25 protein-coding genes and 3 pseudogenes are annotated in these 22,432 nt (G+C 62.0%); 17 read left to right on the forward strand and 11 right to left on the reverse strand.

Annotated features, from left to right (window positions below; all coding sequences use genetic code 11):
• The first annotated feature begins 121 nt into the window (after positions 1-121).
• The 5 genes and pseudogenes from ASD02_RS14495 (at position 122) to ASD02_RS14515 (ending at position 5,032) form a co-directional block, all read left to right on the forward strand.
• Positions 122-733, forward strand: a complete 612-nt coding sequence (locus ASD02_RS14495; protein ID WP_025427503.1) for a hypothetical protein — start codon at positions 122-124, stop codon at positions 731-733.
• Positions 734-1,611: 878 nt separating this feature from the next.
• Complete coding sequence (locus ASD02_RS14505; protein ID WP_244494220.1) at positions 1,612-3,150, forward strand: DUF1254 domain-containing protein; 1,539 nt, start codon at positions 1,612-1,614, stop codon at positions 3,148-3,150.
• Positions 3,151-3,204: 54 nt separating this feature from the next.
• On the forward strand, positions 3,205-3,525 hold the full coding sequence (locus tag ASD02_RS38210; RefSeq protein WP_025427500.1) for a hypothetical protein: 321 nt from the start codon (positions 3,205-3,207) through the stop codon (positions 3,523-3,525).
• A 450-nt stretch (positions 3,526-3,975) separates the two neighbouring features.
• A pseudogene (locus tag ASD02_RS14510) lies at positions 3,976-4,575 on the forward strand (DUF6596 domain-containing protein); the annotation flags it as partial.
• A gap of 94 nt (positions 4,576-4,669) precedes the next feature.
• The gene (locus ASD02_RS14515; RefSeq protein ID WP_025427498.1) at positions 4,670-5,032 is read left to right on the forward strand and encodes an SPW repeat protein; all 363 of its coding nucleotides are present in this window, start codon (positions 4,670-4,672) and stop codon (positions 5,030-5,032) included.
• Between the two features lie 445 nt (positions 5,033-5,477).
• Here ASD02_RS14515 and ASD02_RS14520 read toward each other — a convergent pair whose 3' ends face one another.
• Complete coding sequence (locus ASD02_RS14520) at positions 5,478-6,140, reverse strand: hypothetical protein (protein WP_025427497.1); 663 nt, start codon at positions 6,138-6,140, stop codon at positions 5,478-5,480.
• A 237-nt stretch (positions 6,141-6,377) separates the two neighbouring features.
• Between ASD02_RS14520 and ASD02_RS37035 the strand changes: the two genes are divergently transcribed.
• Positions 6,378-6,551, forward strand: a complete 174-nt coding sequence (locus tag ASD02_RS37035) for a DUF1328 domain-containing protein (RefSeq protein ID WP_025427496.1) — start codon at positions 6,378-6,380, stop codon at positions 6,549-6,551.
• A gap of 83 nt (positions 6,552-6,634) precedes the next feature.
• Positions 6,635-7,036 (forward strand): hypothetical protein, encoded by a 402-nt coding sequence (locus ASD02_RS14525; protein WP_025427495.1) that lies wholly within the window; start codon positions 6,635-6,637, stop codon positions 7,034-7,036.
• Positions 7,037-7,349: 313 nt separating this feature from the next.
• Here the strand turns inward: ASD02_RS14525 and ASD02_RS14530 are convergent, their stop codons facing one another.
• Positions 7,350-7,838, reverse strand: a complete 489-nt coding sequence (locus ASD02_RS14530; protein WP_128090504.1) for a hypothetical protein — start codon at positions 7,836-7,838, stop codon at positions 7,350-7,352.
• Positions 7,839-8,006: 168 nt separating this feature from the next.
• Between ASD02_RS14530 and ASD02_RS14535 the strand changes: the two genes are divergently transcribed.
• Positions 8,007-8,159 (forward strand): hypothetical protein, encoded by a 153-nt coding sequence (locus ASD02_RS14535; RefSeq protein ID WP_025427493.1) that lies wholly within the window; start codon positions 8,007-8,009, stop codon positions 8,157-8,159.
• Between the two features lie 230 nt (positions 8,160-8,389).
• On the opposite strand, the gene ASD02_RS14540 is transcribed toward ASD02_RS14535, so the two are convergent.
• From ASD02_RS14540 to ASD02_RS14565, 6 genes are all read right to left on the reverse strand, one after another.
• Positions 8,390-8,794, reverse strand: a complete 405-nt coding sequence (locus ASD02_RS14540; protein ID WP_025427492.1) for a hypothetical protein — start codon at positions 8,792-8,794, stop codon at positions 8,390-8,392.
• 100 nt (positions 8,795-8,894) lie between these two features.
• Positions 8,895-9,515, reverse strand: coding sequence for a C39 family peptidase (locus ASD02_RS14545; RefSeq protein WP_025427491.1), 621 nt, complete (start codon positions 9,513-9,515; stop codon positions 8,895-8,897).
• A 34-nt stretch (positions 9,516-9,549) separates the two neighbouring features.
• A complete protein-coding gene (locus ASD02_RS14550) occupies positions 9,550-10,188 on the reverse strand; it encodes a putative immunity protein (RefSeq protein WP_200951447.1) in 639 nt (212 codons plus the stop codon).
• A gap of 115 nt (positions 10,189-10,303) precedes the next feature.
• On the reverse strand, positions 10,304-10,723 hold the full coding sequence (locus tag ASD02_RS14555) for a GNAT family N-acetyltransferase (RefSeq protein ID WP_025427489.1): 420 nt from the start codon (positions 10,721-10,723) through the stop codon (positions 10,304-10,306).
• Between the two features lie 256 nt (positions 10,724-10,979).
• On the reverse strand, positions 10,980-11,186 hold the full coding sequence (locus tag ASD02_RS14560) for a hypothetical protein (protein ID WP_025427488.1): 207 nt from the start codon (positions 11,184-11,186) through the stop codon (positions 10,980-10,982).
• On the reverse strand, positions 11,186-11,623 hold the full coding sequence (locus ASD02_RS14565; protein ID WP_025427487.1) for a hypothetical protein: 438 nt from the start codon (positions 11,621-11,623) through the stop codon (positions 11,186-11,188). Before ASD02_RS14565 ends, ASD02_RS14560 begins: the two co-directional genes overlap by 1 nt.
• A 248-nt stretch (positions 11,624-11,871) precedes the next feature.
• On the opposite strand from ASD02_RS14565, the gene ASD02_RS14570 reads away from it, so the two are divergent.
• Positions 11,872-12,120 carry a hypothetical protein gene (locus ASD02_RS14570; protein ID WP_025427486.1) on the forward strand — a complete coding sequence of 83 codons (249 nt, stop codon included), beginning with the start codon at positions 11,872-11,874 and terminating at the stop codon, positions 12,118-12,120.
• A 455-nt stretch (positions 12,121-12,575) separates the two neighbouring features.
• On the opposite strand, the gene ASD02_RS14575 is transcribed toward ASD02_RS14570, so the two are convergent.
• On the reverse strand, positions 12,576-13,229 hold the full coding sequence (locus ASD02_RS14575; RefSeq protein ID WP_081788905.1) for a S24 family peptidase: 654 nt from the start codon (positions 13,227-13,229) through the stop codon (positions 12,576-12,578).
• A 279-nt stretch (positions 13,230-13,508) separates the two neighbouring features.
• Here ASD02_RS14575 and ASD02_RS14585 point away from each other — a divergent pair.
• The 7 genes and pseudogenes from ASD02_RS14585 to ASD02_RS14615 all read left to right on the forward strand — a co-directional run.
• Positions 13,509-13,775, forward strand: a pseudogene (locus ASD02_RS14585) (repressor LexA); the annotation flags it as partial.
• A gap of 198 nt (positions 13,776-13,973) precedes the next feature.
• Positions 13,974-14,156, forward strand: coding sequence for a hypothetical protein (locus ASD02_RS38215; RefSeq protein WP_084815198.1), 183 nt, complete (start codon positions 13,974-13,976; stop codon positions 14,154-14,156).
• Between the two features lie 1,193 nt (positions 14,157-15,349).
• Positions 15,350-16,003 (forward strand): hypothetical protein, encoded by a 654-nt coding sequence (locus tag ASD02_RS14595; protein WP_025427481.1) that lies wholly within the window; start codon positions 15,350-15,352, stop codon positions 16,001-16,003.
• Positions 15,942-16,610 carry a hypothetical protein gene (locus ASD02_RS14600; RefSeq protein ID WP_225906313.1) on the forward strand — a complete coding sequence of 223 codons (669 nt, stop codon included), beginning with the start codon at positions 15,942-15,944 and terminating at the stop codon, positions 16,608-16,610. Before ASD02_RS14595 ends, ASD02_RS14600 begins: the two co-directional genes overlap by 62 nt.
• On the forward strand, positions 16,600-17,184 hold the full coding sequence (locus tag ASD02_RS14605) for a helix-turn-helix domain-containing protein (protein WP_025427479.1): 585 nt from the start codon (positions 16,600-16,602) through the stop codon (positions 17,182-17,184). Before ASD02_RS14600 ends, ASD02_RS14605 begins: the two co-directional genes overlap by 11 nt.
• Before the next feature lie 223 nt (positions 17,185-17,407).
• Complete coding sequence (locus ASD02_RS14610; protein ID WP_057220797.1) at positions 17,408-18,013, forward strand: hypothetical protein; 606 nt, start codon at positions 17,408-17,410, stop codon at positions 18,011-18,013.
• A gap of 525 nt (positions 18,014-18,538) precedes the next feature.
• On the forward strand, positions 18,539-19,870 hold the full coding sequence (locus ASD02_RS14615; RefSeq protein WP_038577126.1) for an amidohydrolase family protein: 1,332 nt from the start codon (positions 18,539-18,541) through the stop codon (positions 19,868-19,870).
• Between the two features lie 220 nt (positions 19,871-20,090).
• On the opposite strand, the gene ASD02_RS14620 is transcribed toward ASD02_RS14615, so the two are convergent.
• On the reverse strand, positions 20,091-20,513 hold the full coding sequence (locus tag ASD02_RS14620) for a YciI family protein (RefSeq protein WP_025427476.1): 423 nt from the start codon (positions 20,511-20,513) through the stop codon (positions 20,091-20,093).
• Between the two features lie 410 nt (positions 20,514-20,923).
• On the opposite strand from ASD02_RS14620, the gene ASD02_RS14625 reads away from it, so the two are divergent.
• On the forward strand, positions 20,924-21,472 hold the full coding sequence (locus tag ASD02_RS14625; RefSeq protein ID WP_025427475.1) for a BA14K family protein: 549 nt from the start codon (positions 20,924-20,926) through the stop codon (positions 21,470-21,472).
• Positions 21,473-21,673: 201 nt separating this feature from the next.
• Here the strand turns inward: ASD02_RS14625 and ASD02_RS14630 are convergent.
• Positions 21,674-22,387: pseudogene (locus tag ASD02_RS14630) on the reverse strand (IS256 family transposase); the annotation flags it as partial.
• Between the last annotated feature and the right edge of the window lie 45 nt (positions 22,388-22,432).

Consider the following 22,432-nt stretch of genomic DNA (forward strand, 5'->3'; position numbering starts at 1 on the left):
TGTACCGCAAAACTTGACGTCGACCTTTTGAACCTGCCTATTCAAGAAATCTTAGGCGGACTTCCGCAAAGTGGATGCACGCGCGCGCCGGAGAAAACATGAAGTGCAGGAATAGTCCGATATGAAGGCTTCAACTGCCATCCCGCTTGCTCTGCTGCTCGGCGCTGCCACGATGCCGTTCTTGGGAACAACCGACGCGCAGGCACAGAACCGCGACGTCGATCAGTCGGTATTCGCCTTCGGCGGCACGATGGTCGACGCGGACATGTTCCAGTCAGCCAATCCTTTCGGCGTCAAATACGCCGACCTCCCGATCGTCGGCCTCGGCTACCAGTACTTCCCGGTAAGGATGGGCTCCTTCAGGTTTGGACTGGAAGCGGGGCTCGCCGGAAGATTCGGCGGGCATCCGAATGCGGAATTCTGGGGCGGCGTCGTCGGTCGCTACGACGGTTTCGAGATTGGCGATGCTGTCCGTATCTCGCCAGCCCTTACGTTTGGCATCAGCTATGTCACGCATGCCCAGGAGGGACGGGAGCGCCAGAACGAGCTGGAACGCAACGGGAATGCCAGAACCCTGTTCTATCTCGGCCCCGAGTTGAACCTTTCCTTCGAAACCATGCCCGACGTTGATTTCTTCTGGCGGGTTCACCACCGGTCCGGAGCCTGGGGGACGCTCGGCGACATGCACGGAGGCTCCAATGCAAATGTCCTTGGCGTGCGGTTCAATTTCTGAAGGACCTTCTTCGTCTCCAAATCTTCCGAATGCCACGATTTATGTTCTCTATCGGTTGCGCCATCGCACTGCAGCCGATCGAATTCCTTAGTTCACCAAACGCCGAACGGCATTGGCAATGTGTGTCGGTCGTTTGTGGAATTACAGAAAATAATCTAAATAGCGATCAGAATCGGTTGCCAATTCGCGATATGTTCCGGCGTTTCTCGTGCTTTGTCCTAAGCACATTGGAAACAGCTTTACTTGGGCGGTGGCGTTTTCAGCCTAAAGTCAATTACTCTTAATCAGCGGGTCCACGGTTAGAGCCCGTGATCACCCACCAAAACTTCCTTAAGCTGCTGATTTATTTCCAAAAGTCCTGCTCTGTAAGAATCGATCGGCTGGCTTTGGTCGACCGTTTCGCGTCTCATGTTGACCATTGAGGACAGCTCCGCCGGTTCCCTTAAGTAGACATCGTGCAAAAAACTCCAGAAATAACAGAGCACTGGCGTAAAATGAGTGGTTTCGAACTCTGTTTGCTGCTCAGTACCGTAGAAATATGAATGTCGCGCAAGCAAAGCCGTCTTGCGACGGCGTGCAACACACACGTCCTACTGCATTAGCGAGGGGCAGACCATGACGACCAGACGGAATCTCCTGCTGGCAGCCACAGCCGTCGCAGCGACGGAAGTGCCACTCAGACCGCAGCACGTCGTCCGATACGCCCGCCACTGAAGCCTCGTTGCCCCGAAGGGCGCATCGCGTTCGAGGTTTAGTTACACGCTCGTAACAGTAATTTACGTTGCTCTAAGCCCGGAAGCGACGCAGCGTAAGTGGTGCACTGAGGGAATTCTATTTCACAGATCCAACGCAATTTTAAAGGTTCGGCCATGAGAGCAATGATACGTACGACGAGACTGCTTTGCGCCGCCGCCGCGGCAGTCCTGATAGGCTTGAGTACTGCTTCTGCTGCCGATACGGCGCAGACCTACAAGATGACGACGCCCTTTGCGTCGGGCGTCGCGGTTCCGGATAAGATCGAGTCCTCGATCGGGACGCTGAATCTCAATTACGGCTACCCGTCGGCCGATACCGTCGACAAAATCTACGACAACCTCGACCGTTCGCGCGCGCTGCAGGCTTATCTGCTGGCGATTCCGATCGTAAATCAGGCCGGCATGCGCGACTCGATACGCAAGTTCGGGCCTGATAACCAGACCGACGTGATCTGGGAAAATCTGGTCGATCCGAAGTCCGTGGAGCTGACGGCCAACGATAACACGATCTACAACTACGTTTGGGTCGACACGAGCAAGGGACCGTTGGTGGCCGAGATACCGCCCAAGGTGCTGGGGATGGTCGACGACTTCTGGTACAAGTGGGTGGCCGACATCGGCATCACCGGGGCCGATAAGGGCAAAGGCGGCAAGTACCTCCTGTTGCCGCCTGGATTCAAGGGCGACATACCATCGGGGTATCACGTGGTGCGGCCGAGCACTTTCGGCAGCTACCTCGTCTTTCGCGCCTTCGTTGTAGACGGTTCCACCCAGCCCGGGGTTGACTCGGTCAAGAAGCACCTGCGGATCTATCGCCTGGACGAGGCCGCCAACCCGCCGCCGATGAAATTCGTCAATGCCTCCGGAATTCCGGCGAATTTCGTCTCGCCAGGCGACTATTCGTTCTGGAGCCTGTTGAACCAGGTCATCCAGGAAGAGCCGGCGGACGGTTCCGATCCCACCACCTTGGGCCTGTTCGCCTCGATCGGCATCGTCAAGGGCAAGCCCTTCAATCCCGATGAGCGGATGAAGAAGATCCTCACCGATGCCGCCAACATCGGCGCCGTGACGGCCCGGACGATCGCTTTCAAGGTTCGCGCGAAGGATGCGTATTTCTATCCTGACAGTACGTGGCGCCTGCCGTTTTTTGGCGGCTACAAGTTCGAGTCGGCGCCCGGTGTCAGCAACCTGGATGGTGCTGTCTTCTACTATTACTTCGCCATCGGCGTGACACCGGCGATGGAAGAGAAGATGGTGGGCGAGGGCTCGCAATATCCGTGGTCGGTTCAGGATTCGGAGGGCAATCCCTTTAATGGCGGCAAGACCTACAAGCTGCGCCTGCCGCCAAATGTCCCGGTCAAGGATTTCTGGTCGGTCATCGTCTACGACAACCAGACCCGGTCGATGGTGCAGACCGACCAGCAAGCCCCAAGCGTCAGTAGCCAGAACAAGGGCGTCAAGGCCAATGCGGATGGTTCGGTGGATGTCTATTTCGGACCGAAAGCCCCGGCGGGAATGGAGAACAACTGGGTGCAGACAATCCCGGGCACAGTCGAACGAGCGGATGGTTCGCCATCCGCTCGTTCGATCGTCAGGCGAAGGTTCGTCTCGCAGCGCCGATCGGAGCCGTGCGCTGGCCAAGGCCAGCCGCTCTGGAGGTAAATCCGCGCGCCACCCATCTTGAAAAATCGCAATTGTCGGATTACCGGATATCTCATGAAGATCTTCTCCGGAATTGCGTTTGCTGTTGCTACCCTCTTGCTTGTTTCGTCCTGCAGCGAAACTGGTCCGTCCGGGGATTCCCGGGCTGGCGTCGAAAATGCCCATCTGAGCGAAAAGGCCAAGGCGAAGCCTGCGAGCGGCAAGAAGGCCAAGACTGCAACTGCGGCCGAGGCGAAGGCGCTGGCTGATGCGAAGAGCCCAAGACAGTGCAAGACCCCGAGACAGCAGTGCGGCTATGGCGCAGGTCCGGCCGGCGAGCCGTGTTCGTGCTGGTCGAACGAGGGCTCGCCCGCAATGGGCGTGACCGTCAAGTAGCGAGAGGCAATCTGTCCCGGCCGCCGCGAATCTCTGCGCCTATGTGCCGAGGGCAGGGGTAAGGGCGTGGTGCATCTCGCCCTATTGTTGACCGTGCACTATCAAGTGATCTGTCTGGCTCCATCAGCCGTGTTCGGTTGATGGGGTCTTTTTTGTCGGCAGCGCTTCCGTTTCGACAGACGCAATCCACTGCATCCTCACCTTCAGGCCTTGCCGGCATGCCAACAGGCCGCCGCGCTCGAGCCTCTCTCGCCGATCCTCCAAAAATATTTCGGACGCATGTCGAAATCCGACGGCGGCTTCCGTTCTTGGGTCGTACGCAACTCAAACCGGGGATATCCCCATGATGCTGACGACCACTTCCCTCTACGCCCTCCTGCTCATCCCAATCTGGTTCGTTCTCTGGATCAGGGTGAGTAACGCCCTCCGGCGCAGGGCCGGGATCTCGCCGAGGAGGCCCTGTTTCTGTGCCGGCTGCTGAACCGGCTTCGCCCTGAAGATCCAGAGATCGAGGGGTGCCTTGCGCTTGTGCTGATCACGCATGCGCGCTGCCTGGCGCGCGTCGACGGCGATGGCGTCACCGTGCCGCTCGGCGAGCAGGACCGGACGAAATGGAACCGGGGGCAGATCGACGAGGGGCTCGGGTTGATCGATACCGCCATGCGGCGGCGCGCGCCGGGGCCATACCAGATCAAGGCCGCCATTGCCGCCTGCCACGTTCAGGGCGAGGCATCCGACTGGGCGCAGATCGTACTGCTCTATGACAGCCTGCTGCGGCTGGAGCCGACGCCTGTCGTGCGGCTCAACCGGGCGGTGGCGCTGTGCGAGGCGGGGTGGCAGGAACCGGCGATGCGCTCGCTCGACGCGCTTTCGGCCGAGCTTCGGGACTACCAGCCCTATCATGCGGCGCGAGCGGAGCTCCTGTCGCGGATGGGGCAAGCGGACGAAGCGGCAAAAGCCTATGCGATCGCCATTGCTCTCGCCGGTTCGCCTTCCGATGCGGCCTTCCTGCGGCAGCGGGCAGAACGTCCTTTGCGAACAGCCACTTGAAGTTTCACCTTGCAACAACCATCTCGAATCCAGGGCGTGCAACTGCGCGCTGGCAGTGACGCCTTGGTGAAACTTCATTCGTGGAGGTTATCAAATGGCGTACCATTTCATGGAAGGCAAAAGAGGGCAGGATTGGTGCAATCTTGCGCTGGCAGTGTGCCTTTTCCTTTCTCCCTGGGTGATCGGGTATAGCATGGAAACCGTTCCGGCTTGGAATGCCTGGATTGTTGGGCTTGCGCTTGCTGTGCTGGCCTACGCTACTCTCTCGGTCTTCGCAGAGTGGGAGGAGTGGGCCAATCTGGCGCTTGGGGCATGGCTGGTCGTGTCGCCCTGGGTGCTCGGCTATGCGGTCAATATGAGCGTGATGTGGACGCACGCCGTCCTCGGGCTGCTCGTGGCCGCCGTGTCGGCCTGGGCGGTTTGGGCGCATCGCCACGATCCGCATGCGCATGCGTGAAAGAGCATCGTCTGATAATCCATGATGGCCCCGGTAGGCGCAAGCCGAAGGGCCATCATGGACGAAGGACAGGTTTGATCGAAGGGTTCTCAAGGGACTGACGACACGTGCGTTCATTGGAACTGTTCGTTAAGTTCTCATGGCTCCGGGGCTGGGCTCCGGGTCTGGGGCGGAGCAGCGTCTTGCAATGCTGGTTGGGCCCTACAGCGCCGCGCATCCTGTTGGACGCGCAAAGGTCGCTGTAGCTTTGAATGCTGCATGTTTTTGTCCCTAAGCCGGATAGGGTTTAAGGAAACATGCGGTAGCAATGAAATCGGAAAATCGCTGGAATGATAGACCAATGGCGAGCGCCGACGCCGGCTTTCCATTGTCGGGCCGCGATCGCGGGCGGCGGCTTTCCGGACCGCGAGGCGCCGTTGCGCCCACGGCGCCGGCGTTCAGCGGTTTATGGGCAGCAACCGAGGCGTCTGCAGGCGAATGTATAGGTCCTGTCGGGCGGCTCGAAGACTTGCTGCGCGGACTGCAATGCGGACCAGACGACACTCCTGACGTTGTCGGCAAATAGGGCAAGGAACGTTCCGATCGGGCCTTCCGCCAGCGGGCCGTGGATGGCGGCATGACCGAGCCCCTCGTCGAGTTCGTACGACTGCTCGGCGGTGATGTGCAGCACCTCACCCCGCGTCAGATCTTCCGGGTTGGGGACGCCGACATAGGCGAGCACGGTGGAAGCCAAGAGCTTGCAGACCTGCTTGCAGGCGCGGCAGGACAACTCGCTGGCGGCACTGACAAAGGCGCTGCCGATGCGAGCGATGATGGCGCGAAACCGGCTGCCGGGTCGGGCGCGGATCTCCAGAAAGGCATCGTAGGCCCGCCGCGCGGGGGGTATGATATAGAGCCGCACGCGATCGGCGAAATCCCTGGCCAGGTTTGCGACATCCGGGCCCCTGAGCGTGAAGGTGACGTCGCCGGCCAGGATCTCCAGAAGCAGAACGATGTGGGAATCCTCGTCATCGAACAGGATGCGCTCGTCGATTTCGACGCTGCCTTCGCCAACGAACTCCCGCACCTCTATCGTGTGCTCGCGGATTTCGGTTCGTTGCAGAAACATTGCCGCCCCCAGGGTCGCAACCGTGGGCATATCCTACAATGCGGGGCGGAACCGGGACATTAGCCTTATCTGAGTATCGACCCCGTTTGCTGACTAAGCCTGCGGAGTAACGCAAGGGCAAGGGCCGTATCTCCGACGCTTTGCGAGGTAAAGCGCATCACCGGGAATGCCACGCGGACGGGAACTTTTTGCCGGGATTCGACTTTCCGTAGCGACAACCAAACAGGAGTATTTGCGATGCTCAAGTGGGCGCTGATCTTCTTCGTCGTTTCATTGATCGCCGGCTTTCTCGGCTTCTCCGGCGTTTCGTCGGCAACGGCGGGCATCGCCAAGATCCTGTTCTATCTTGCTTTGATCGTCTTCCTGATCTTCCTGGTGCTGGCGTTCATGGCCGGTAGCGTTGTCGTTTGAGGTGACGAGGGCTGCGGCGCCGACACTGGCGGACATATCGAATTTTCTGTCGCCGCCGTCAGCGAGATGATACGGACCCGCGCATGAACCAGACCTTCCTTGCCGATCGCGCCTGCGGCACCTGCACGCTCTGTTGCCGGCTGCCGGATATCGATGCGCTGGCAAAGCCGGCCAACGAATGGTGTGAGAATTGCGTCGAGGGCAAGGGCTGCCGGATCTATCAGCGGCGGCCGCAGCTTTGCCGCGATTTTCTCTGTCTATGGATGACGGATGAGCGGCTCGGGCCCGAATGGGATCCTGCGAATTCGCACATGATGATCTATCGGCAGGGGCCGCAGATCACCGTGCTTGTCGATCCGGACTTCCCCGATATCTGGAGACGCGAGCCCTATTGGCGGCAGCTTTCGGACTGGGCAAGCGAGCCGACGACGGAGGGGCAATATGTCATCGTCTTCGCCGGCGATGCCGTCTTCAAGGTCGATTGAAATGTTTCCGTCATCGACGGACGAAAACCGCTTCGCACTTTTCCTGGAAAGGTTCTGCGCCCGGTAAGAAAAAGCCCCGCGCGATGGCGGGGCAAGCAAGCACCCAAAATGGCTCAGGGTGCGGGGAAGCGCAGTTCATAAAGGAACGTACTGCGCGGTACGGTAAATACTATGCCGACCTTGGGCTGGGGAAGGTCCGATTCGGCGATTCCGGTACGCCTGATGAAATAAATACGACGGGCGAGCTGTAGCGGCGCGGTTGCGCGGGCCGGCAGTACGGCTCAGGGCCGCCGGGGCGAGACAGGTGGCGGGCCTATTCCGGCGTCGTCAATTCCTCGTCCCAGGCCTCGAGGCTGCCCAGGATCTCCCTCAGCGTCTCTCTTCCCTGAACCCAGAGGCCTTCGTCCGGGATCGGCTGCACATCACCGCCCGCCGCCGCGATCGCGCTTCTGACCTCTTCCGGGCTTTCGCGGACATATTGGCGCTTGCCGCCGATATCCAGCGCTGACCCTAGGCCAGGCACGCGGTGGTTGGGCGCAAGCGGCATTGGCCCCTTGGCCGCGTGCACATTGACCCAGACCGGCGCGCCGATGCGATGGGTGAAACGATAGAGGGATGGCAGCTCGGCCTTGACGGCAGCGGCGACGGCCGCTGCCTCCTCCTGGACGAAAAAGGTCTGGCCGGCATTGATCAGCGTGTTGCCGAGACCGTCATCGAGGCGCGGATCCGTCTTGCGGATGCGCAGCACCTGGCTTGCCTCTAGCTCCAAAGGGGTGCCACTCCTTCGCATAAGCCTGATCATGAAATCCTCTCGAACGACAGGTTTAAGAGTGCTCCAAGTTTCGGAAGGTGTCGAGTGGGCGGTGCCGGCACGAAACTGGTTTAGTCCTTGTTTTTGTTGTCGGACACGTTGATTTTACCAGCGGGCGCGTCATCTCGTCAGGCGAGGCAAATCAAGACGGAGATGAGGATGTCCAGGGCCACCATCGCGCTGGTGTGTCCGGTGCTGCTTTCGCTGACGGCCTGCGGGAACACGGTGCGCGGATTCCAGAAGGACGGCACCGAGACCGGCCTTGCTCTCGACAATGCGACGTATCGGGTGCTGAAGGCGAGCGCTCAGTAAAGAGCGCCCGGCCTTGCCACCGGGAGACGGCCGCGCGTCTTTGCGAGCCAGCGCGGTTCCGGTAAAGACGGAAACGCGCTAGCTCCTTGTTTTTTACGAAAACCGCTTCGCACTTTTCCTGGAAATGCGCTGGAGCGTTTCCCGTTTAGACTGAGCCGCAGAACGCTATGGCTCTTTGTTTTTACGCATTTCCTGACGGAAAACCGCTTCGCACTTTTCCTTGAAATGCTTTAGCGCGACGGCACCGCGGTCGGCCGCGTCACCGTCTCGCTGCTGCCAAAGATGATGGCCGCAAACAGGAGCACGCCGATGAAGGTGATGACCGACGCGATGGCGACCACCGGCTCCAGTTGCGGGCTGCCGGTCAGCATCAGGTACAGCGACGGCACCAGCAGCGCGACGCCGGCGGTGTAGACGCAGTACTGGATCATCGCCAGACGCTTCTGCGCCTTGGCCGGGTTCAGCGCGTGGTAACCACCGAAGATCGCCATCGTCACCCATCCCAAAAGGTTTGCATGGGCGTGGGCGCCGATCGCGCTGTGATCCTGGCCGATGGCCATGTGCAGGCCCATCGATATGCCGATGATCAGAAAGATGATCGCTGTCTTGAAATACAATTGTGCTAGGCGTGGCATAAAGTAATTCCCCTCTGTTCCTGCCCCACCTGATTATTAGCATTTTCGCAGATGATTGCTGCCTGCCTTTATTGGGTAGTTCTTTGGGCTGGGTGCGAGATCAGAAGCTGACGGCGATACCGCGATTGGCGAAGAAACGGTCGAAGGTGGAAAGCGGCACGACGACATCGGCTTGATTGGCCCGGTCATGGCCGGAAGGATTGTGAAACCGGACGCTCTCGCGCGAGGCGGCCGTTACCAGCACGAGGTGTCCGCCTTTTGAAGGCGGCTCGCGCTGCGGCCACCGTATGGCGCTGCTGACCGAAGCGATGAAGAAGCGGCCTTCGGAAAGCACCTCCGGAATGTCCGTCGTCGGGATGTTGGTCAGCGTTTCGGCGGCAAGCCCGAAGCGCTCGCCGACGAAAGACACGAAGGGAGCGTAGATCAGTCCCTTGATCGAGGCATCGGCCTCGTTGACGACATAGCCGCCATAGTCGGTGCAGCCGCGCGCAAGCGACAGGATCGGGTGCAACTCGCCGCGTGCGGCCAGGATCATCTTCAGGCAGGCCATGCCGCAGACATTCACCGCCCAGCGCGCATATTCCTCAATCGTCTCAGCGCCCGAGTTGCGCCAGAGCGGATCGCGGTGAAGGGCCGCCGCACCCTCCGACAGAACCGCCAATGTCATCTCCGGGCTTTCCCATTGGCTGAAATAGGGGACCTTGTGTTCTACTGTTTCCATACCGCTTACTCCGTCGGGCGCGACGCAACTTTTGTCATTGGCGCAAGCCCCTATCAAGCCGGTAGAGCAGCGCGTGGAACTGGCCCTTGCTTGGTGCGCGCGCCGGCATTCGCTGCACGATGTGCCGGACTTCGGGTGGTGCCTGCGCGATCGCCCAGCGGACTTCCGCTTCGATGATGCCGGCCGGATCGACGGCGGCGAGCGCTGCGGCTTGCGCGCCGTAGGCTGCCGGGCCAAGGATGTGGTTGACCTGGTGAGGGGTGGCGATCGGATGGGCGTAGGCGGATCCGGCGGCAGCCATTGCGGCGCGGGCGGCGGCGGAGGCTGCGGGATCGCCGGCCTCGCGTGCAGCGGAATTGGCCGCCCAGGCTAGCTTGCGCAGCGCTGCAGTCCGCGCACCGCCTTGCGCAAAGGCGCGGATGGCCGAGAGAGCTGCGCGCGGGCGGGTATCATCAGGGGCCTCCGTCTCGAAAATGGGGAGGGCGCGTTCGGCGCAAACGGCAGCCCAGAGCGCAATATTGCGCAGGTCTTCTTCGTTCAGCAGTGGCGGATTCGTTTCGATGGGCATCATCTGCGGTCCCGGCGCGATGGGCGTGTCGATGTCTGTTTCGATGAAGCGGGGGATTTCGGCAATATCAGGGCGTGGCGTGGAGCGTCCCCCAAAGGCTGTCACGTTCAACGCCTCTCTACGGCCGGCCAAGGGTGTTTCTAGTCTCAGAACCGCTGCAGCGCTTTGTTTTCACGCATTTCCTGACGGAAAACCGCTTCGCACATTTCCTGGAAATGCTCTATGCGGCGCGGAAACAGAACACGATTTCGGGGTCGTTTTCATCGAGGTTGTCGATGTACCCGCTTGTGTGAAAACCGGCGCCGCTCAGGAGCTGCTGCATTTGCCTGTTGGACTGGTTCGTCGATGTGAAGATCTTCGGCGTTGCGCATATGCTCTTGAAATGTTCGACGAGCGCCATTCCGAGGCCCTGGCGACGAAACTGCGCGCCGACCATGACCATTTCAATGAAGCCGTTGCCGAAGAAATGGTAGGCCAGGACACCATAGGCTCCGACGGATTTGTCCGTCTCGGCCACGTAGCAGCAGCCTGTCTCTATCCACGCCCTGATATGATCACGGCGCTCGGGGTCGCCAGCCGCAATCGTATCGAGGGCGACCAGGCTGTCGTAGTCGGCGATGGTGGCGCTTCTGATTTTCATCAACGAATCCGGATGTGGTCGAGTCAGGGCGTAAAGAATCCGCCGAGCGAGATGCGGGCACGACGCCTAGCTTTAGGCGGCCAGCGCATCTTTTTCCATGGCGGATTTTCAGAAGCGTACAGCGGGACGAATGTCTGAGACGGGAATGAAGAGCGATCGCACGGGCAGCCAAGATCGGTATTTGAGCTGGCATTTTGGGTGATGAGGGCGGGTCGTTGCTCGACCCTCAAGTGGTGGAACAGATGCGAACGAGTGATCAGCGCCGCGCCGCATCAGGCTGGCGAGCAGTGGCGGCGGCAAGGGTGGCGCGCTTGCGGGTGGCCATCTCGTTGAATGGGGCAAGGCCCATGCGCTCGATATAGGCTGTTACGGCTGCCTCGACGCCCTTGTCGTTGCCGTCTTCCGTTTGCCAGAAGGCTTCCATGGCGGCGAAGAGGGCCGATTTGTCGAGTGCGATATCCATCAGGGCTGGGGTCCGAACTGCTGGCGGTGATTGAGCGTGCCGTGGCCCGGCTGGCAGAAGGGAGCGGCCTGGCGGAGGCCACCACCCGGCGCCTCGAAATCCGCGCACCAGCGTTCCCACGCCTCAGACGTGCGCACGAAGGCGGGCAGGAGGTGTTCATCGTCAGGGGTGCGATCGAAATCGTCGAGCCAGGCGTCGGCGACGGTCTCGGAGATGTCTTCGCCGGAGAGCGCTTCGAGATCGAAGCGGATGAGCTTGGTGGCGTGCTCGCCGTCATGGGCCCTCAGCCAATCGGCGGCAGTCGCAAAGATGGTGCCGATGCAATCGCTTTCCTCGATGAAATGGCCGCGCCCGAGCATGGTGACCGCGAGGATGATCTCGCGGCTCTGGGTGAAGGGGCTGACAAGCTTACCTTCTCGTACTGATGTCACTGTCATGCCTTCTCCCTGGCGAAACAGCAGGAAGGGCCGGCACGAGCCTTGAGGCGCGCTGCCGGATCCGGCTTTCCTCGTTTTCAATTGATGGTCACATAATAGGGAAAATCCTATTTATCCATCAATAGGAAAAATATATTCGGCAGGATTTTTCTGACTGGCCTGTCGATATCCTTCTGTTTGTTCTTGTTTTGTTCGGAAGATTGAGTCAGCTTAGGGCTGCCATTGCAGGTGGCAGAGAGGAGCATGACATGGTCACAAACTTCGTCGTTCAGAGCTTTACGCGGGGAAATCGGGGTGCCTTGCTCGCCGACACTCCGGTGCAGGCGACAGGGGCCGATCACGCGCTCCGGCTGGCCGAAAGGCTGGCATCGACCAAGGTGGGCGTTGTCGCATTCAGCCGGGCAGGGGATCTGTCGACCGGCGAATTCGAAGACGCGACCATCCTTTTTATCGGCGGCGACCTGCCGTCCGAGATGCAGGAGATCATGGCCGCATAGACGGATCGGCAATTGCGTGAGACGGGCCTGTCCGTCGGTCTCGCGTTCTTTTCCGGTGTCCCAGGCGGCGGGGTGCGTTGTGTGGGCGGGCGCTTGGGCGCCGGTGGGCCGCTTAAGGCTTCCCAACTGTCATGCGAGCCGGCGCCGTGTCTGCCGGCGGCCACGTTGCACGCGCCGGTTCCCGGGATTTTTACTGCGTGCCGGCTTCCTCTCGGCGGCGTGCCATTTCGGCTGCGTGCTCCGCTGCTGACAGTGCACTCCAGCGCCGCGCGTCTTATTAGACGCGCAAAGGTCGCTGTAGCGCTTTGAATTGCTGCATGTTTTTATCCTTATCGCCGGCTGCTCTCGCGCATGACGTAGCGTCAAGCAGGCGCCATTTTCGAAAAGCTATTACTTTTGAAGCTGTTGCGGAGCGGTGTTCCGGGCGGCGGCTGGCGGGCGATGCCTGCGCAGCGTCAGCGGGCGCTGTATTTGCCCACGACCCGGTGGCAGAAGGACCATTCCACCCGGCTCTCGGTGAATTCCAGATAGGGATTGTACTGCTTCAGCGTCCATTCCCGGTCGTTGAACGACACCAGGCGCTTGATGATCGCCTCGGCGTCGTTGGCGGGTGGCACGTGGTAGAGCACGACATCCTTGTCGCGCGCCGGCGGCAGGTGCGGATGCACCAGCGCCATGTCGCCGGGCTCATAGGCCGGAATCATCGAGGTGCCGGTGAGGTAGATGCCATAGGCGCCCTTGACGCCTTCGAGCACCGAGGGGCGCTTGACGTATTCGACCGCATCGAAGGTGACGATCACATGGCCGTCGCCGCCCTGGGCGGCAACGAAAATCGGCAGGTCGCGATGGCCGACGAGCTGCTCGCCGGGCACGATCTGCGGATTGAAACCGGTGGCGTTGCGGGGTTGGCCGGTTTCGCCCGCGTCCGGCGTCGCGCTGATCAGGTCGGTGATGGTGCGCACGTCACGTTCGCGCAGTTCGCGCGGGCTCTCGCGCTCGACGAACTGCTGGATATAGGCGTGGTTCTTCCCGATCGCGATGGACAGATCCTTGTAGGTCGTCCTCTTCGCGTCGACTGCTTCCCGGATAAGGCGCCGCAATTGATCCATGGCAATGGCATCCCAGATTCCGCTTCCTACGTCCAATAGGATGTTTCCTCTTGATAAAACGATACGATCCTATTATTGATAGGATATGAACGGAAACGAACAGTCAATCGAACTTTACGAGGCCGACATTTTCGGTCGCGGCTCCAGCCTGGAGCGGGCCGGCTGGCACTTTGCCGGGCATGCCAGGCGCGACGCCTCGTGCTTCGCGGGCGGGTGTGACCGACGAGGTAACGCGGCGGGCCGCATCGACGATGACTGCCTGCTTGCTGGAGTGAGCCGATGACTGCCACCAGAATCGCATCAAGGACAACCAGGCGCGCCACGCGCCAGCCGCTCGGCCTGACGCTGCGGCAGAACGAGCTGCTCAGATTCATTCGCTGCTACAGCGCCGACAAGGGCGGGGTCTCGCCGACGTTCGACGAGATGAAGGACCATCTGGGTCTGTCATCGAAATCCGGCATCTCGCGGATGGTGGCGGCGATGGAGGAGCGCGGCGTTATCCGCCGGCTGAAAAACCGGGCAAGGGCAATCGTCGTGGTGGAGGTGGCACATGCTTGAGCACGTGACGGACACGCTTCTCGGCAATCCTGTTTTCGCCGGGCTTGCAGCTTTTCCGCCACCTCGGTGACGCTCGCCGCCTTCAGCTGGGCTGCCAGCCCGGCGCTTGGCTGCGGCAGGCAGCGCACGGGCAGGAGGAGGGCGGTCGGTGAGGCCGGGCTGGCCGGCCGGCTTAGGCGGTGGGGCATGGCGCTTCTCGCGGGCCGGATGAAGCTGGCGCCGGGGCTCGAGCTGATCGGCAAGGGGGACGCACCGGGCAAGAGGGACCTGCCGGGCAAGGAGGACCTGCCGGGTCTCGACTTCGAGGCATTGCAACGCGAGCTCGACGAGGCGTTCGCGCCGGTCTGGCGAGACAGGAGGAAATCGTGATGTCCGGTCCGACAGTCGTCATCGCCTTTGTCGGTGGCTCTGTCGCCGGCTGAAGGCGAGGTGGGGAATGGCTCCCTCCCTCAGGTGAACGGGAAGAGGCCAGGGAATTGTAGGCCATTGGTTCGTCGGCAACGACGGGTGAGGCCCTACTGCATGTTCCTTAAATCGTATTCGATTAGGGACGAAAACATGCAGCAATTCAAAGGGATACAGCGACATTTGCGCGTCTAACAAGACGCGCGGCGCTGTGGAAGAGACTGATCGTCGTCCTGCTGCTGCCCCCGATCTTTTCGGTGCCATGCGGCGCGGCTGCAGCGTCCCTTGCGTGCCGATCCGGCGCGCGGGCGCAGCCGCAGCGGCGATCACAGCGAGGGGCTGCTGCCCACCTCCTCCCCGGTGGCCCCTCGCTTCCATTTCGGCGCCGGCAAACCGTTTCTGACGCATGCCCCCGACGATCGGATGCGATCTCGGTGCGTGATCATGCGCGGGTTCGAAAGGCTGGAGCGGTTTGTGCGTCATGGGGGGTGCCAGGGCATCGTGGATGCCGGGGCATACCGGACGCGCAGCGCTCCAGCGCCACGGTCACGTGGCCGAACCCAGTCCCGCCCAGCAGGCTGCAGGCGGGGTTTCAGACGGCTTGCCGGCGAGGGCGCGGAGGAAAGTCAGACCAGGTGCAGGGCACGAAGAGCGATCGTCGGTTTGGGCGACGCGAACCTGTGCCGACAATCATGAGGAGCGACGTGATGCGAGAAGTGAGTTTGCAGAGATTTCTTTGTGCGTCGGTCCTGTCGGCGGAGAAATGGCCGCGGAGATGGGTGGCGGGTGCGAGCGTTTGGTCGAGCCGGCGCGTGCACGACCGTAGCGCCATGGCGGACCGGTCGTTGCGGCGAGGCGGCGTGCCTGCCGTTGTCGTGCCGGTGGATGGTCGTGTCCTTTCGTCTGCGAGCGGGATCTTGGCGACGCTTGCCCAGCCTGTTCGACCGCGCGCCATCGCCGGCCGGATCAACAGGTTTGTGCAGCGGCTTTTGCCGCAGCGGCATCGCGGTGTTTTCGTCCGCGTGGCGCTAGAGCGTTTCCGATTTAAACGGAACCGAACAAACGCTCTATCTCTTTGTTTTTACGCATTTCCTGACGGAAAACCGCTTCGTACTTTTCCTGGAAATTCTCTAGCCCTTGCGAGCGAGGACTAGGCGATGCGCATCACATCGATCGTCGAGGCTCTGGTCCAGTGCGGCGCGACGCCGGAGATGATCCTGTGTGCGGTGCGTGCGGCGGAGGCCGGCCAGCAATCGGACATCGACAAACGCCGGGCCAGCGATCGCGAACGGCAACAGCGCCGCCGCGCTCACGTGACGTCACAGGTCGTCACGGCGACGGACGGCGTCCCCCTCTCTGATAAAGAAAGATCCCCCGCACCCCCTAAAGAAATTAACTCTCCCGACAACACCCAAACCCTTGCGCCGCGGCGTCCTGTGCCAGGTGGCAGGCGCGCCACGCGCCTTCCCGAGCAATTCGAGCCGGACCGGGATTTTGCCGCCCGGCTGGGCTTCGGCGCGGCCCAGGTGGAGCTGGAGCTTGAAAAATTCCGCGATTACTGGACGGCGAAATCCGGTCGGGACGCGGCCAAGCTCGACTGGCTCGCCACCTGGCGCAACCGGATGCGCAATGCCGCAAGGCCGCGCAAGGATCACAGGCCACAGGCGCCGCCGCGCGAAAGCGCCTTTGCCCGCCACCAGCGGGAATGCCGACAAGCGATAGAGCGAGAACTCAATGGAAACCTTGGAAATGACGACCTTATCAACAAACCGATATTCGACCTTGAGCCGGGAGATTACCGCGCTCACTGAACGGCTGGCGCCGGCAAGCGACGATGCGATCCTGCGCAGCCTCAACGTGATGCAGACGGCCGGCATGACCATGCCGCAGGGCATCGATCCCCGAAAACTTCTGCCTGTCTACCAATATGCGCTGGCGGGGGTGCCCGCTTGCGGGCTTTCGGTAGCGACGCAGAAGCTGATCCGCGGCGACTATGCCGCCAACGCCAACGTGCTTCTGGGCACGATTCCGAAGCCGCCAGTGCTGGCGGCGCTGGCCAAGAGCGAGGCAGCAGCGACGCGCGCCGAACTGGCGCGCAGACGCGACCTCGCCGTGGCGCTGAACCCGACAGGGCCAGTGCCTGAGCGCTCGCCCGAGATCCGCGAGCGGGTGAGGGTGCGGCTTCGCCAGTTTCGTGCCGAGCAGGCGGCGGTCAAGGCGGCCAAGGCCATGCCAAGCGAGGCGCCAGCGGTCTCGCGGGCCGGGGTGCTGGCTGAGATGATCGGGCTTCCCGATGCAGCCACCATTACGACCGAACAGCGCGCCTATCGAGTGAGGCTGGAACGCGAGATGGCCCATCCCGCAGGGCGTGGGGCGGCGATGGATTTGACCATGGAGGTGGCGAGCGATGCAGCCTGAAACGAGATATTCGACGATGCCGACGGGCGAGCAGCTCGCCCAGAAGGGGTCCGGCAGCGTCGGCACCGCGCGCGGCAGGAGGGGCGGGCCGGATGCCGAGCCGCATTCTTTGGAAACGCGGACGGCGGACTGCACGACCAGCGGAAATGCCGGCGAAAGCGAGCCGCCGCAGGCGCCAACGCCCGACGCGTTGCTCGGCGCGCTCAGCGCCCATGTGAAGGCGCAGCGGCTGCGGGTGCTGGAGCTGGAGCTTGCGCTTGCCGACGCTGAAGCGCGGATCCTGTCGCAAGCGCAGCTGCTCTGCGGCACGAATGCCGACGGCGAGGGCGGCCTCTTCAGCCGCCGACCGGTGCGCGAGATCGTCGAGGAGGTGCTCATTGCCTATCCCGGCATCGGCTGGGCCGATGTGATCGGGGTTCGCCGGGAGCGCCGGCTGGTGGAGCCGCGCCACCGCTGCATGGCGGCGGTTTATGACGAGCGGGAGGACCTTTCGCTTCCGGCGCTCGGCCGCATCTTCCGGCGCGACCACACCTCGGTGCTGCACGCGGTCAACAAGGGCAGGGCGAAGCGATGAGCCGCTCTCTGAGCGGTCGGCCTGACGGATCGTGGCCCGGTCCACGGGCGATCGCGATCGGCGGCGACGGGACGGGGTGGCTTGGGCGGCGGACTATCGCCAGCTTCGGCTGGTGGGTCGCCGGCTATCGCCGGTGGCGGGCTGCAGTCTCTGCTCGCCGTCGCCATCGGGCGGGTGTGGCGGTGCCAGGCCCGGTGCGCGATGGACGCACTGACGAACACGTATTTTCGAGGCGAGCACCCGCATTGCCGCGGCCAAGCGGGCAGGCAAGGCGGGCCGGCCGCGCAAGGCCGATGTGGCGCGCTATCCCGGCGGGCAGATCAAGCATGGCGAAACCGAAAGAGAGGTGCGCTCGGTCGCCATCGCCGCACGGCAAAGTCACCACTTTTCAGGAGCGAAGGGCGTCGATGTCGGCAGTCCCTTTGCCGGCTACACACTCGGCCGGATGTTTCTCGACGGCAAGCTGACCGCACACGAACGCCCGGCTGGCGACGAGTATGCCCGGCAGATGGCGCGCTATTACAGCCTGACCGGCATTCCCTTCCCAAGCGTGCGGGCGCAGTCGCTGTTCAGCGTCAAGGGTTTCGAAGGCGAGACGACCGAGCGCACCCGGGCCGCAATGGCTGCGACCAACCGGATGATGGAGCTCGAGGGCGTGCTTCTGAAGCTGCCGGAAGGGCCGCGGGTGAAGACCACGGTCTTCAACGTCTGCGTCATGGACTACGAGGTGCTGCGCACCATGCCGGAACCGCAACTGGCCTGGCTGAAGCGCGGCCTGACCGAACTGCACTGGCATCTCGGGCTTTCCAGGGAGAGGGAGGCGGTTTGAGTGGCGCGCGCCTGTTGCCGAGGGAGCGGTCTCAGGCAGGCCCCCTAGGCTCCGGGCAATTGCTGATAATGCCTGGGAGTGACCCCGTTGACCTTATCCTCGTCCCTGTGGCCGGGATCCAGCGACCTTTGCGCGTCTGATAAGGCGCGCTGGGCTGTAGGGTGAGGCGGAATCGCGCCGCGATGGCCTTGGTGCAACCATGATCCATGGCGACGCTTCGGCTTGCGTCATCAACGTCTGCTTGTACCTAAAAGCAGACGTTGATATTGTTTGGTGCCGAATGGCGATCGGCCTGACTGCGAACATGGCCTTGCAAGTGCATGGACGAGCGGTGGCTCGCGCCTCGGCCCATCGCAATGGATGCTGCAACTTTCTCTCGTGTGCCACGACCCATCCCTTCCTCAAGGTTGGAGAATCGCCGTGTGTATCAATTCTTTCGAATCGCAGGAGTTGATGAAAGCCACGTTTGTGACGCGTGCCTTGTCCCACGCCGTAGCCGTGTACGCTTGTGTCCGCACAGCTTTCATGGTGCTGCTGTCCCGCAGGCGGTGGATTGCGGCAGTTCTCGTGCTCGGAGCCTGCCCGGCTGCGTGGGCGGATGATGTGCTTTTCGAGAACGTCCGCATTTTCGATGGAAAAGGAGCGACCTCGCTTTCGGCTCCGTCGAATGTACTGGTCAAAGGCAATGTGATCACTCGGATCTCGACAAGCCCTGTCGAAGCGGAGGGTGCCCAGCGCATTGCCGGGAACGGCCGAACGCTGATGCCGGGTCTTATCGATGCGCATTGGCACGCAATGCTGGCCCGGTCCACTCCTGCAGAATCGTTCGGCGACGTCGGCTTCAACAATCTTGTGGCCGGCGACGAGGCGACGGACACACTGATGCGTGGCTTCACCACCGTCCGCGATGTTGGAGGGCCGGTGTTCGGTCTGAAGCGCGCGATAGACGCCGGTATTGTCGAGGGCCCGCGCATCTACCCCTCCGGCGCCATGATCACCGTGACCAGCGGGCATGGAGACTTCCGCCAGATGACCGACCTGCCGCGGGTGATCGGCGGCCCGCTCACCCGCATGGAGCAGATCGGCGGGAGCATCGTCGTCGACAGCCCCGACGAGGTGCGCATGCGGGTCCGTGAGCAACTGATGCAGGGCGCGGCGCTGGTCAAGATGACGGCAGGTGGCGGCGTGTCGTCACCCCACAGCCCGCTGGATGTAACTACCTTTACCGAGGCTGAGCTGCGGGCCGCGGTCGAAATAGCCGACAATTGGGGCACCTACGTTGCGGCACACGCCTTCACGTCGCATGCGATCAAGACAGCGATTGCCGCCGGCGTGAAGTGCATCGAACACGGCTTCCTCATGGATGAGGAAACCGCCAAGCTGATTGCCGACAAGGGCATCTGGCTAAGCCTGCAACCGCTTCCCGAGTTGTTGCGGCAAGGCTTTCCTGAGGGATCGGTCGAGCGGGCCAAGGCAGATGAGGTGTGGCCCGGCATCGGCAGAACCTACGAGCTGGCGAAGAAGTACAAGATCAAGACGGCGTGGGGCACCGATGTCTTGTTCTCCCGCGCATTGGCGCAGCAGCAGGGGGCGATCCTCGCCTCCCTCGTTCGCTGGTACACGCCTGCCGAAGCGCTCTCCATGGCGACTGGGACTAATGCGGAGTTGCTGGCGCTATCCGGCCCGCGCAATCCCTATCCGGGAAAGCTCGGCGTGATCGAGGAGGGCGCGCTTGCCGATCTCCTGCTCGTCGACGGCGACCCGTTGGGCAACATCGACCTGGTGGCCGATCCCGCCAACAACTTCAAGATCATCATGAAGGACGGCATCATCTACAAGAACACGTTGGTGAAATAAGGAACAACTAAAACGGCTTGTTGCCTGGCACACGATTGTGAGAAACGGTACAGCAGGCTGACGGCGCAGGCCCGAGCGGCGGCGGATTTGCCGTCAGATGATAGCCAGGCACAGGCGGCAAAGACGTACCCGGGAAGATGGCGTGCTCAATGCTGGTGTCGACAGCCGGGATTCGTTAGAACCCCAGCTCTCCGCAATGCATTGCCGGTCTAAGACGCTCTCAATTGCCGCCGATGCGTTCGCGCAGGCGGTCGTCGCGCTCGGCGATCTCCGGGGTGATCAGGTCGCCGAAATCGGCGGCCTCGAAGACTGGGCGGATTTCGATTTCGCTCGGGCCCGGCATCGGGTTGGGGCAGCGCTTCACCCAGGCGATCGCCTCGTCCATGTCCTTGACCTGCCAGATCCAGAAGCCGGCGACCAGCTCCTTGGTCTCGGTGAAGGGGCCGTCGATGACGAGGCGGCTTGCGCCGTCGAAGGCGACGCGCTTGCCCCTGGACGAGGGATGCAGGCCTTCGCCCGCCTGCATGATGCCGGCGTTGACCAGTTCTTCGTTGAACTTGCCCATGGCATCGAGCAACTCGGTCGAAGGCATCTTGCCCGCTTCGCTATCCTCGGTCGCCTTCACCATAACTATCACGCGCATGGTCTTTTCTCCTTTGATCGACGAAGCCACAACGACCTCTCTGCCTGAATGACGATCGGCCGACGACGGGGCCGACATTTCGCCGAAACTTTTTTCCGCACACCGTCGCGGCACTGCGTGAACCCCACGCAGAGAGGGAGCGCAGCGTTTCCGCAACGCCTGGCCGAGTGCTCAGGTGGTGTCGTCGACCAGCGCAGGGAAGACATCTTCGTAAAGATATGGCGATTGCCGCGGATGGCGAGATGCGCTGGCGACGAGATCGGCTGCGCTGTCGCGCTGGTTTCCGAGTGTGATGACCTGTCGTTCATATCTCTATGTTTTTAAATGATAATATGACGAAGGACGCATTCACCATGGGTTCACGTCAGGGGGACATAGCTTGCGCCTGTTCGAAACGGATAGGTATCGAGATGAAGAAGATAGGCATTGTGATCCTTGCGGCGGTGACGGCTCTGACGAGCTACACGCCTGCGAATGCCATGCCGGTTGCAGCCGTTCAGCTGACGCAGCAGAGTGACATGGACAGGGTACAGAATCGCGAATGGGGCGGCGACAGACATCGTCCGCGGCCGGGTTGGAACCATGGCGGATATCGGCCGCGCCCAGGTTGGCACGGCGGCTACCGTCCGCGTCCGCACTGGGATGGCGGCTACCGCCCGCGGCCGGGCTGGCATGGCGGCGGATACCGCTATGGCTGGTACAATGGTCACCGCGGCTACCGCGGCTATCGCGACGGCTATCGTCGCCACAATGACGGCTGGTGGTATCCGCTGGCAGCCTTCGGCGCCGGCGCCATCATCGGCGGTGCGATCGCTGCTCCGCCACGCCGCGTCGAGTCCGGTGTGAACCAGCGTCATGCCAGCTGGTGCTATGACCGCTACCGCTCCTACCGCGCCTGGGACAACTCGTTCCAGCCCTATGGCGGACCGCGGCAGCAGTGCTACTCGCCGTATTATTGAGCTGAAAGAGAACCCGCCGATCGGCTGCGATCGGCGGGTTTCCTCGGGACCTGCCAGACGCTTCGTTCGGTCGCGGCGCGCGCTTTTACTTGAGCTGCCAGGCCGAACCGAGCCCCACAGACGATGGACGCGCGGATCATGTCCCAAGGAGTGGTGTAGCTTCGGCGATCGCCGTGCTTTCCGGACGGAGCCGGGAATGGGTCAGCTTGCCGCAGCGGGCAGGCTGATGAGCGGATCATCGCTCATTGCGGCGATGGTCTCAAGGGTCAGGTATCTGGAGCGCTGGACAGCCCACTCGTCGTTCTGTTCGAGCAGCAATGCGCCGACGAGGCGGACGATGGCGTCATCGTTGGGGAAGATGCCGACGACCTCGGTGCGCCGCTTGATCTCGCCATTGAGGCGCTCGATTGGGTTGGTGCTGTGAAGCTTGGTCCAGTGCTGCTTGGGAAAGGTCATATAGGCGAGCACGTCTTCTTCAGCGGTGTCCATGAGTTGGGCGAGCTTCGGCACTTTCGGCCTGATCTGGTCGGCGACGTTGCGCCACTGAGTGCTTGCGGTCTCCGGCGTATCCTGGGCGAAGGCCGTGGCGATGAAGGCGGAGACCACTCGTCGGCCGCTCTTTCCGGCATGGGCCAGCGCGTTTCTCATGAAGTGAACCCTGCACCTCTGCCAGGTGGCCGATAGAACCTTGGAGACGGCGGCCTTGATCCCTTCATGGGCATCGGAGACGACGAGCTTGACGCCTCTGAGACCCCGTCGCGTCAGTTTGCGCAGAAAATCCGTCCAGATCGGCTCGGCCTCGGACGTGCCAATCTCCATGCCCAAGACCTCGCGCCGTCCGTCGGTGTTGACGCCGACGGCGATGATGACGGCAACCGAGACGATGCGGCCACCGCGACGAACCTTCAGATAGGTGGGATGAGTAGGCGATACGCGCCTTACCGCATTACGGCGGCAGGT

Origin of the sequence: Ensifer sp. Root1252, from assembly GCF_001425885.1 — a bacterium.
GTDB classification, from domain to species: domain Bacteria; phylum Pseudomonadota; class Alphaproteobacteria; order Rhizobiales; family Rhizobiaceae; genus Ensifer; species Ensifer canadensis.

What these genes read in the sequence shown, in the direction of transcription:
- ASD02_RS14495 (WP_025427503.1), top strand. Translation starts at nt 122, where the DNA reads ATGAAGGCTTCAACTGCCATCCCGCTTGCTCTGCTGCTCGGCGCTGCC.
- ASD02_RS14505 (WP_244494220.1), top strand. Translation starts at nt 1,612, where the DNA reads ATGATACGTACGACGAGACTGCTTTGCGCCGCCGCCGCGGCAGTCCTG.
- ASD02_RS38210 (WP_025427500.1), top strand. Translation starts at nt 3,205, where the DNA reads ATGAAGATCTTCTCCGGAATTGCGTTTGCTGTTGCTACCCTCTTGCTT.
- ASD02_RS14515 (WP_025427498.1), top strand. Translation starts at nt 4,670, where the DNA reads ATGGCGTACCATTTCATGGAAGGCAAAAGAGGGCAGGATTGGTGCAAT.
- ASD02_RS14520 (WP_025427497.1), bottom strand. Translation starts at nt 6,140, where the DNA reads ATGTTTCTGCAACGAACCGAAATCCGCGAGCACACGATAGAGGTGCGG.
- ASD02_RS37035 (WP_025427496.1), top strand. Translation starts at nt 6,378, where the DNA reads ATGCTCAAGTGGGCGCTGATCTTCTTCGTCGTTTCATTGATCGCCGGC.
- ASD02_RS14525 (WP_025427495.1), top strand. Translation starts at nt 6,635, where the DNA reads ATGAACCAGACCTTCCTTGCCGATCGCGCCTGCGGCACCTGCACGCTC.
- ASD02_RS14530 (WP_128090504.1), bottom strand. Translation starts at nt 7,838, where the DNA reads ATGATCAGGCTTATGCGAAGGAGTGGCACCCCTTTGGAGCTAGAGGCA.
- ASD02_RS14535 (WP_025427493.1), top strand. Translation starts at nt 8,007, where the DNA reads ATGTCCAGGGCCACCATCGCGCTGGTGTGTCCGGTGCTGCTTTCGCTG.
- ASD02_RS14540 (WP_025427492.1), bottom strand. Translation starts at nt 8,794, where the DNA reads ATGCCACGCCTAGCACAATTGTATTTCAAGACAGCGATCATCTTTCTG.
- ASD02_RS14545 (WP_025427491.1), bottom strand. Translation starts at nt 9,515, where the DNA reads ATGGAAACAGTAGAACACAAGGTCCCCTATTTCAGCCAATGGGAAAGC.
- ASD02_RS14555 (WP_025427489.1), bottom strand. Translation starts at nt 10,723, where the DNA reads ATGAAAATCAGAAGCGCCACCATCGCCGACTACGACAGCCTGGTCGCC.
- ASD02_RS14560 (WP_025427488.1), bottom strand. Translation starts at nt 11,186, where the DNA reads ATGGATATCGCACTCGACAAATCGGCCCTCTTCGCCGCCATGGAAGCC.
- ASD02_RS14565 (WP_025427487.1), bottom strand. Translation starts at nt 11,623, where the DNA reads ATGACAGTGACATCAGTACGAGAAGGTAAGCTTGTCAGCCCCTTCACC.
- ASD02_RS14570 (WP_025427486.1), top strand. Translation starts at nt 11,872, where the DNA reads ATGGTCACAAACTTCGTCGTTCAGAGCTTTACGCGGGGAAATCGGGGT.
- ASD02_RS14575 (WP_081788905.1), bottom strand. Translation starts at nt 13,229, where the DNA reads ATGGATCAATTGCGGCGCCTTATCCGGGAAGCAGTCGACGCGAAGAGG.
- ASD02_RS38215 (WP_084815198.1), top strand. Translation starts at nt 13,974, where the DNA reads ATGGCGCTTCTCGCGGGCCGGATGAAGCTGGCGCCGGGGCTCGAGCTG.
- ASD02_RS14595 (WP_025427481.1), top strand. Translation starts at nt 15,350, where the DNA reads ATGCGCATCACATCGATCGTCGAGGCTCTGGTCCAGTGCGGCGCGACG.
- ASD02_RS14600 (WP_225906313.1), top strand. Translation starts at nt 15,942, where the DNA reads ATGACGACCTTATCAACAAACCGATATTCGACCTTGAGCCGGGAGATT.
- ASD02_RS14605 (WP_025427479.1), top strand. Translation starts at nt 16,600, where the DNA reads ATGCAGCCTGAAACGAGATATTCGACGATGCCGACGGGCGAGCAGCTC.
- ASD02_RS14615 (WP_038577126.1), top strand. Translation starts at nt 18,539, where the DNA reads ATGGTGCTGCTGTCCCGCAGGCGGTGGATTGCGGCAGTTCTCGTGCTC.
- ASD02_RS14620 (WP_025427476.1), bottom strand. Translation starts at nt 20,513, where the DNA reads ATGCGCGTGATAGTTATGGTGAAGGCGACCGAGGATAGCGAAGCGGGC.
- ASD02_RS14625 (WP_025427475.1), top strand. Translation starts at nt 20,924, where the DNA reads ATGAAGAAGATAGGCATTGTGATCCTTGCGGCGGTGACGGCTCTGACG.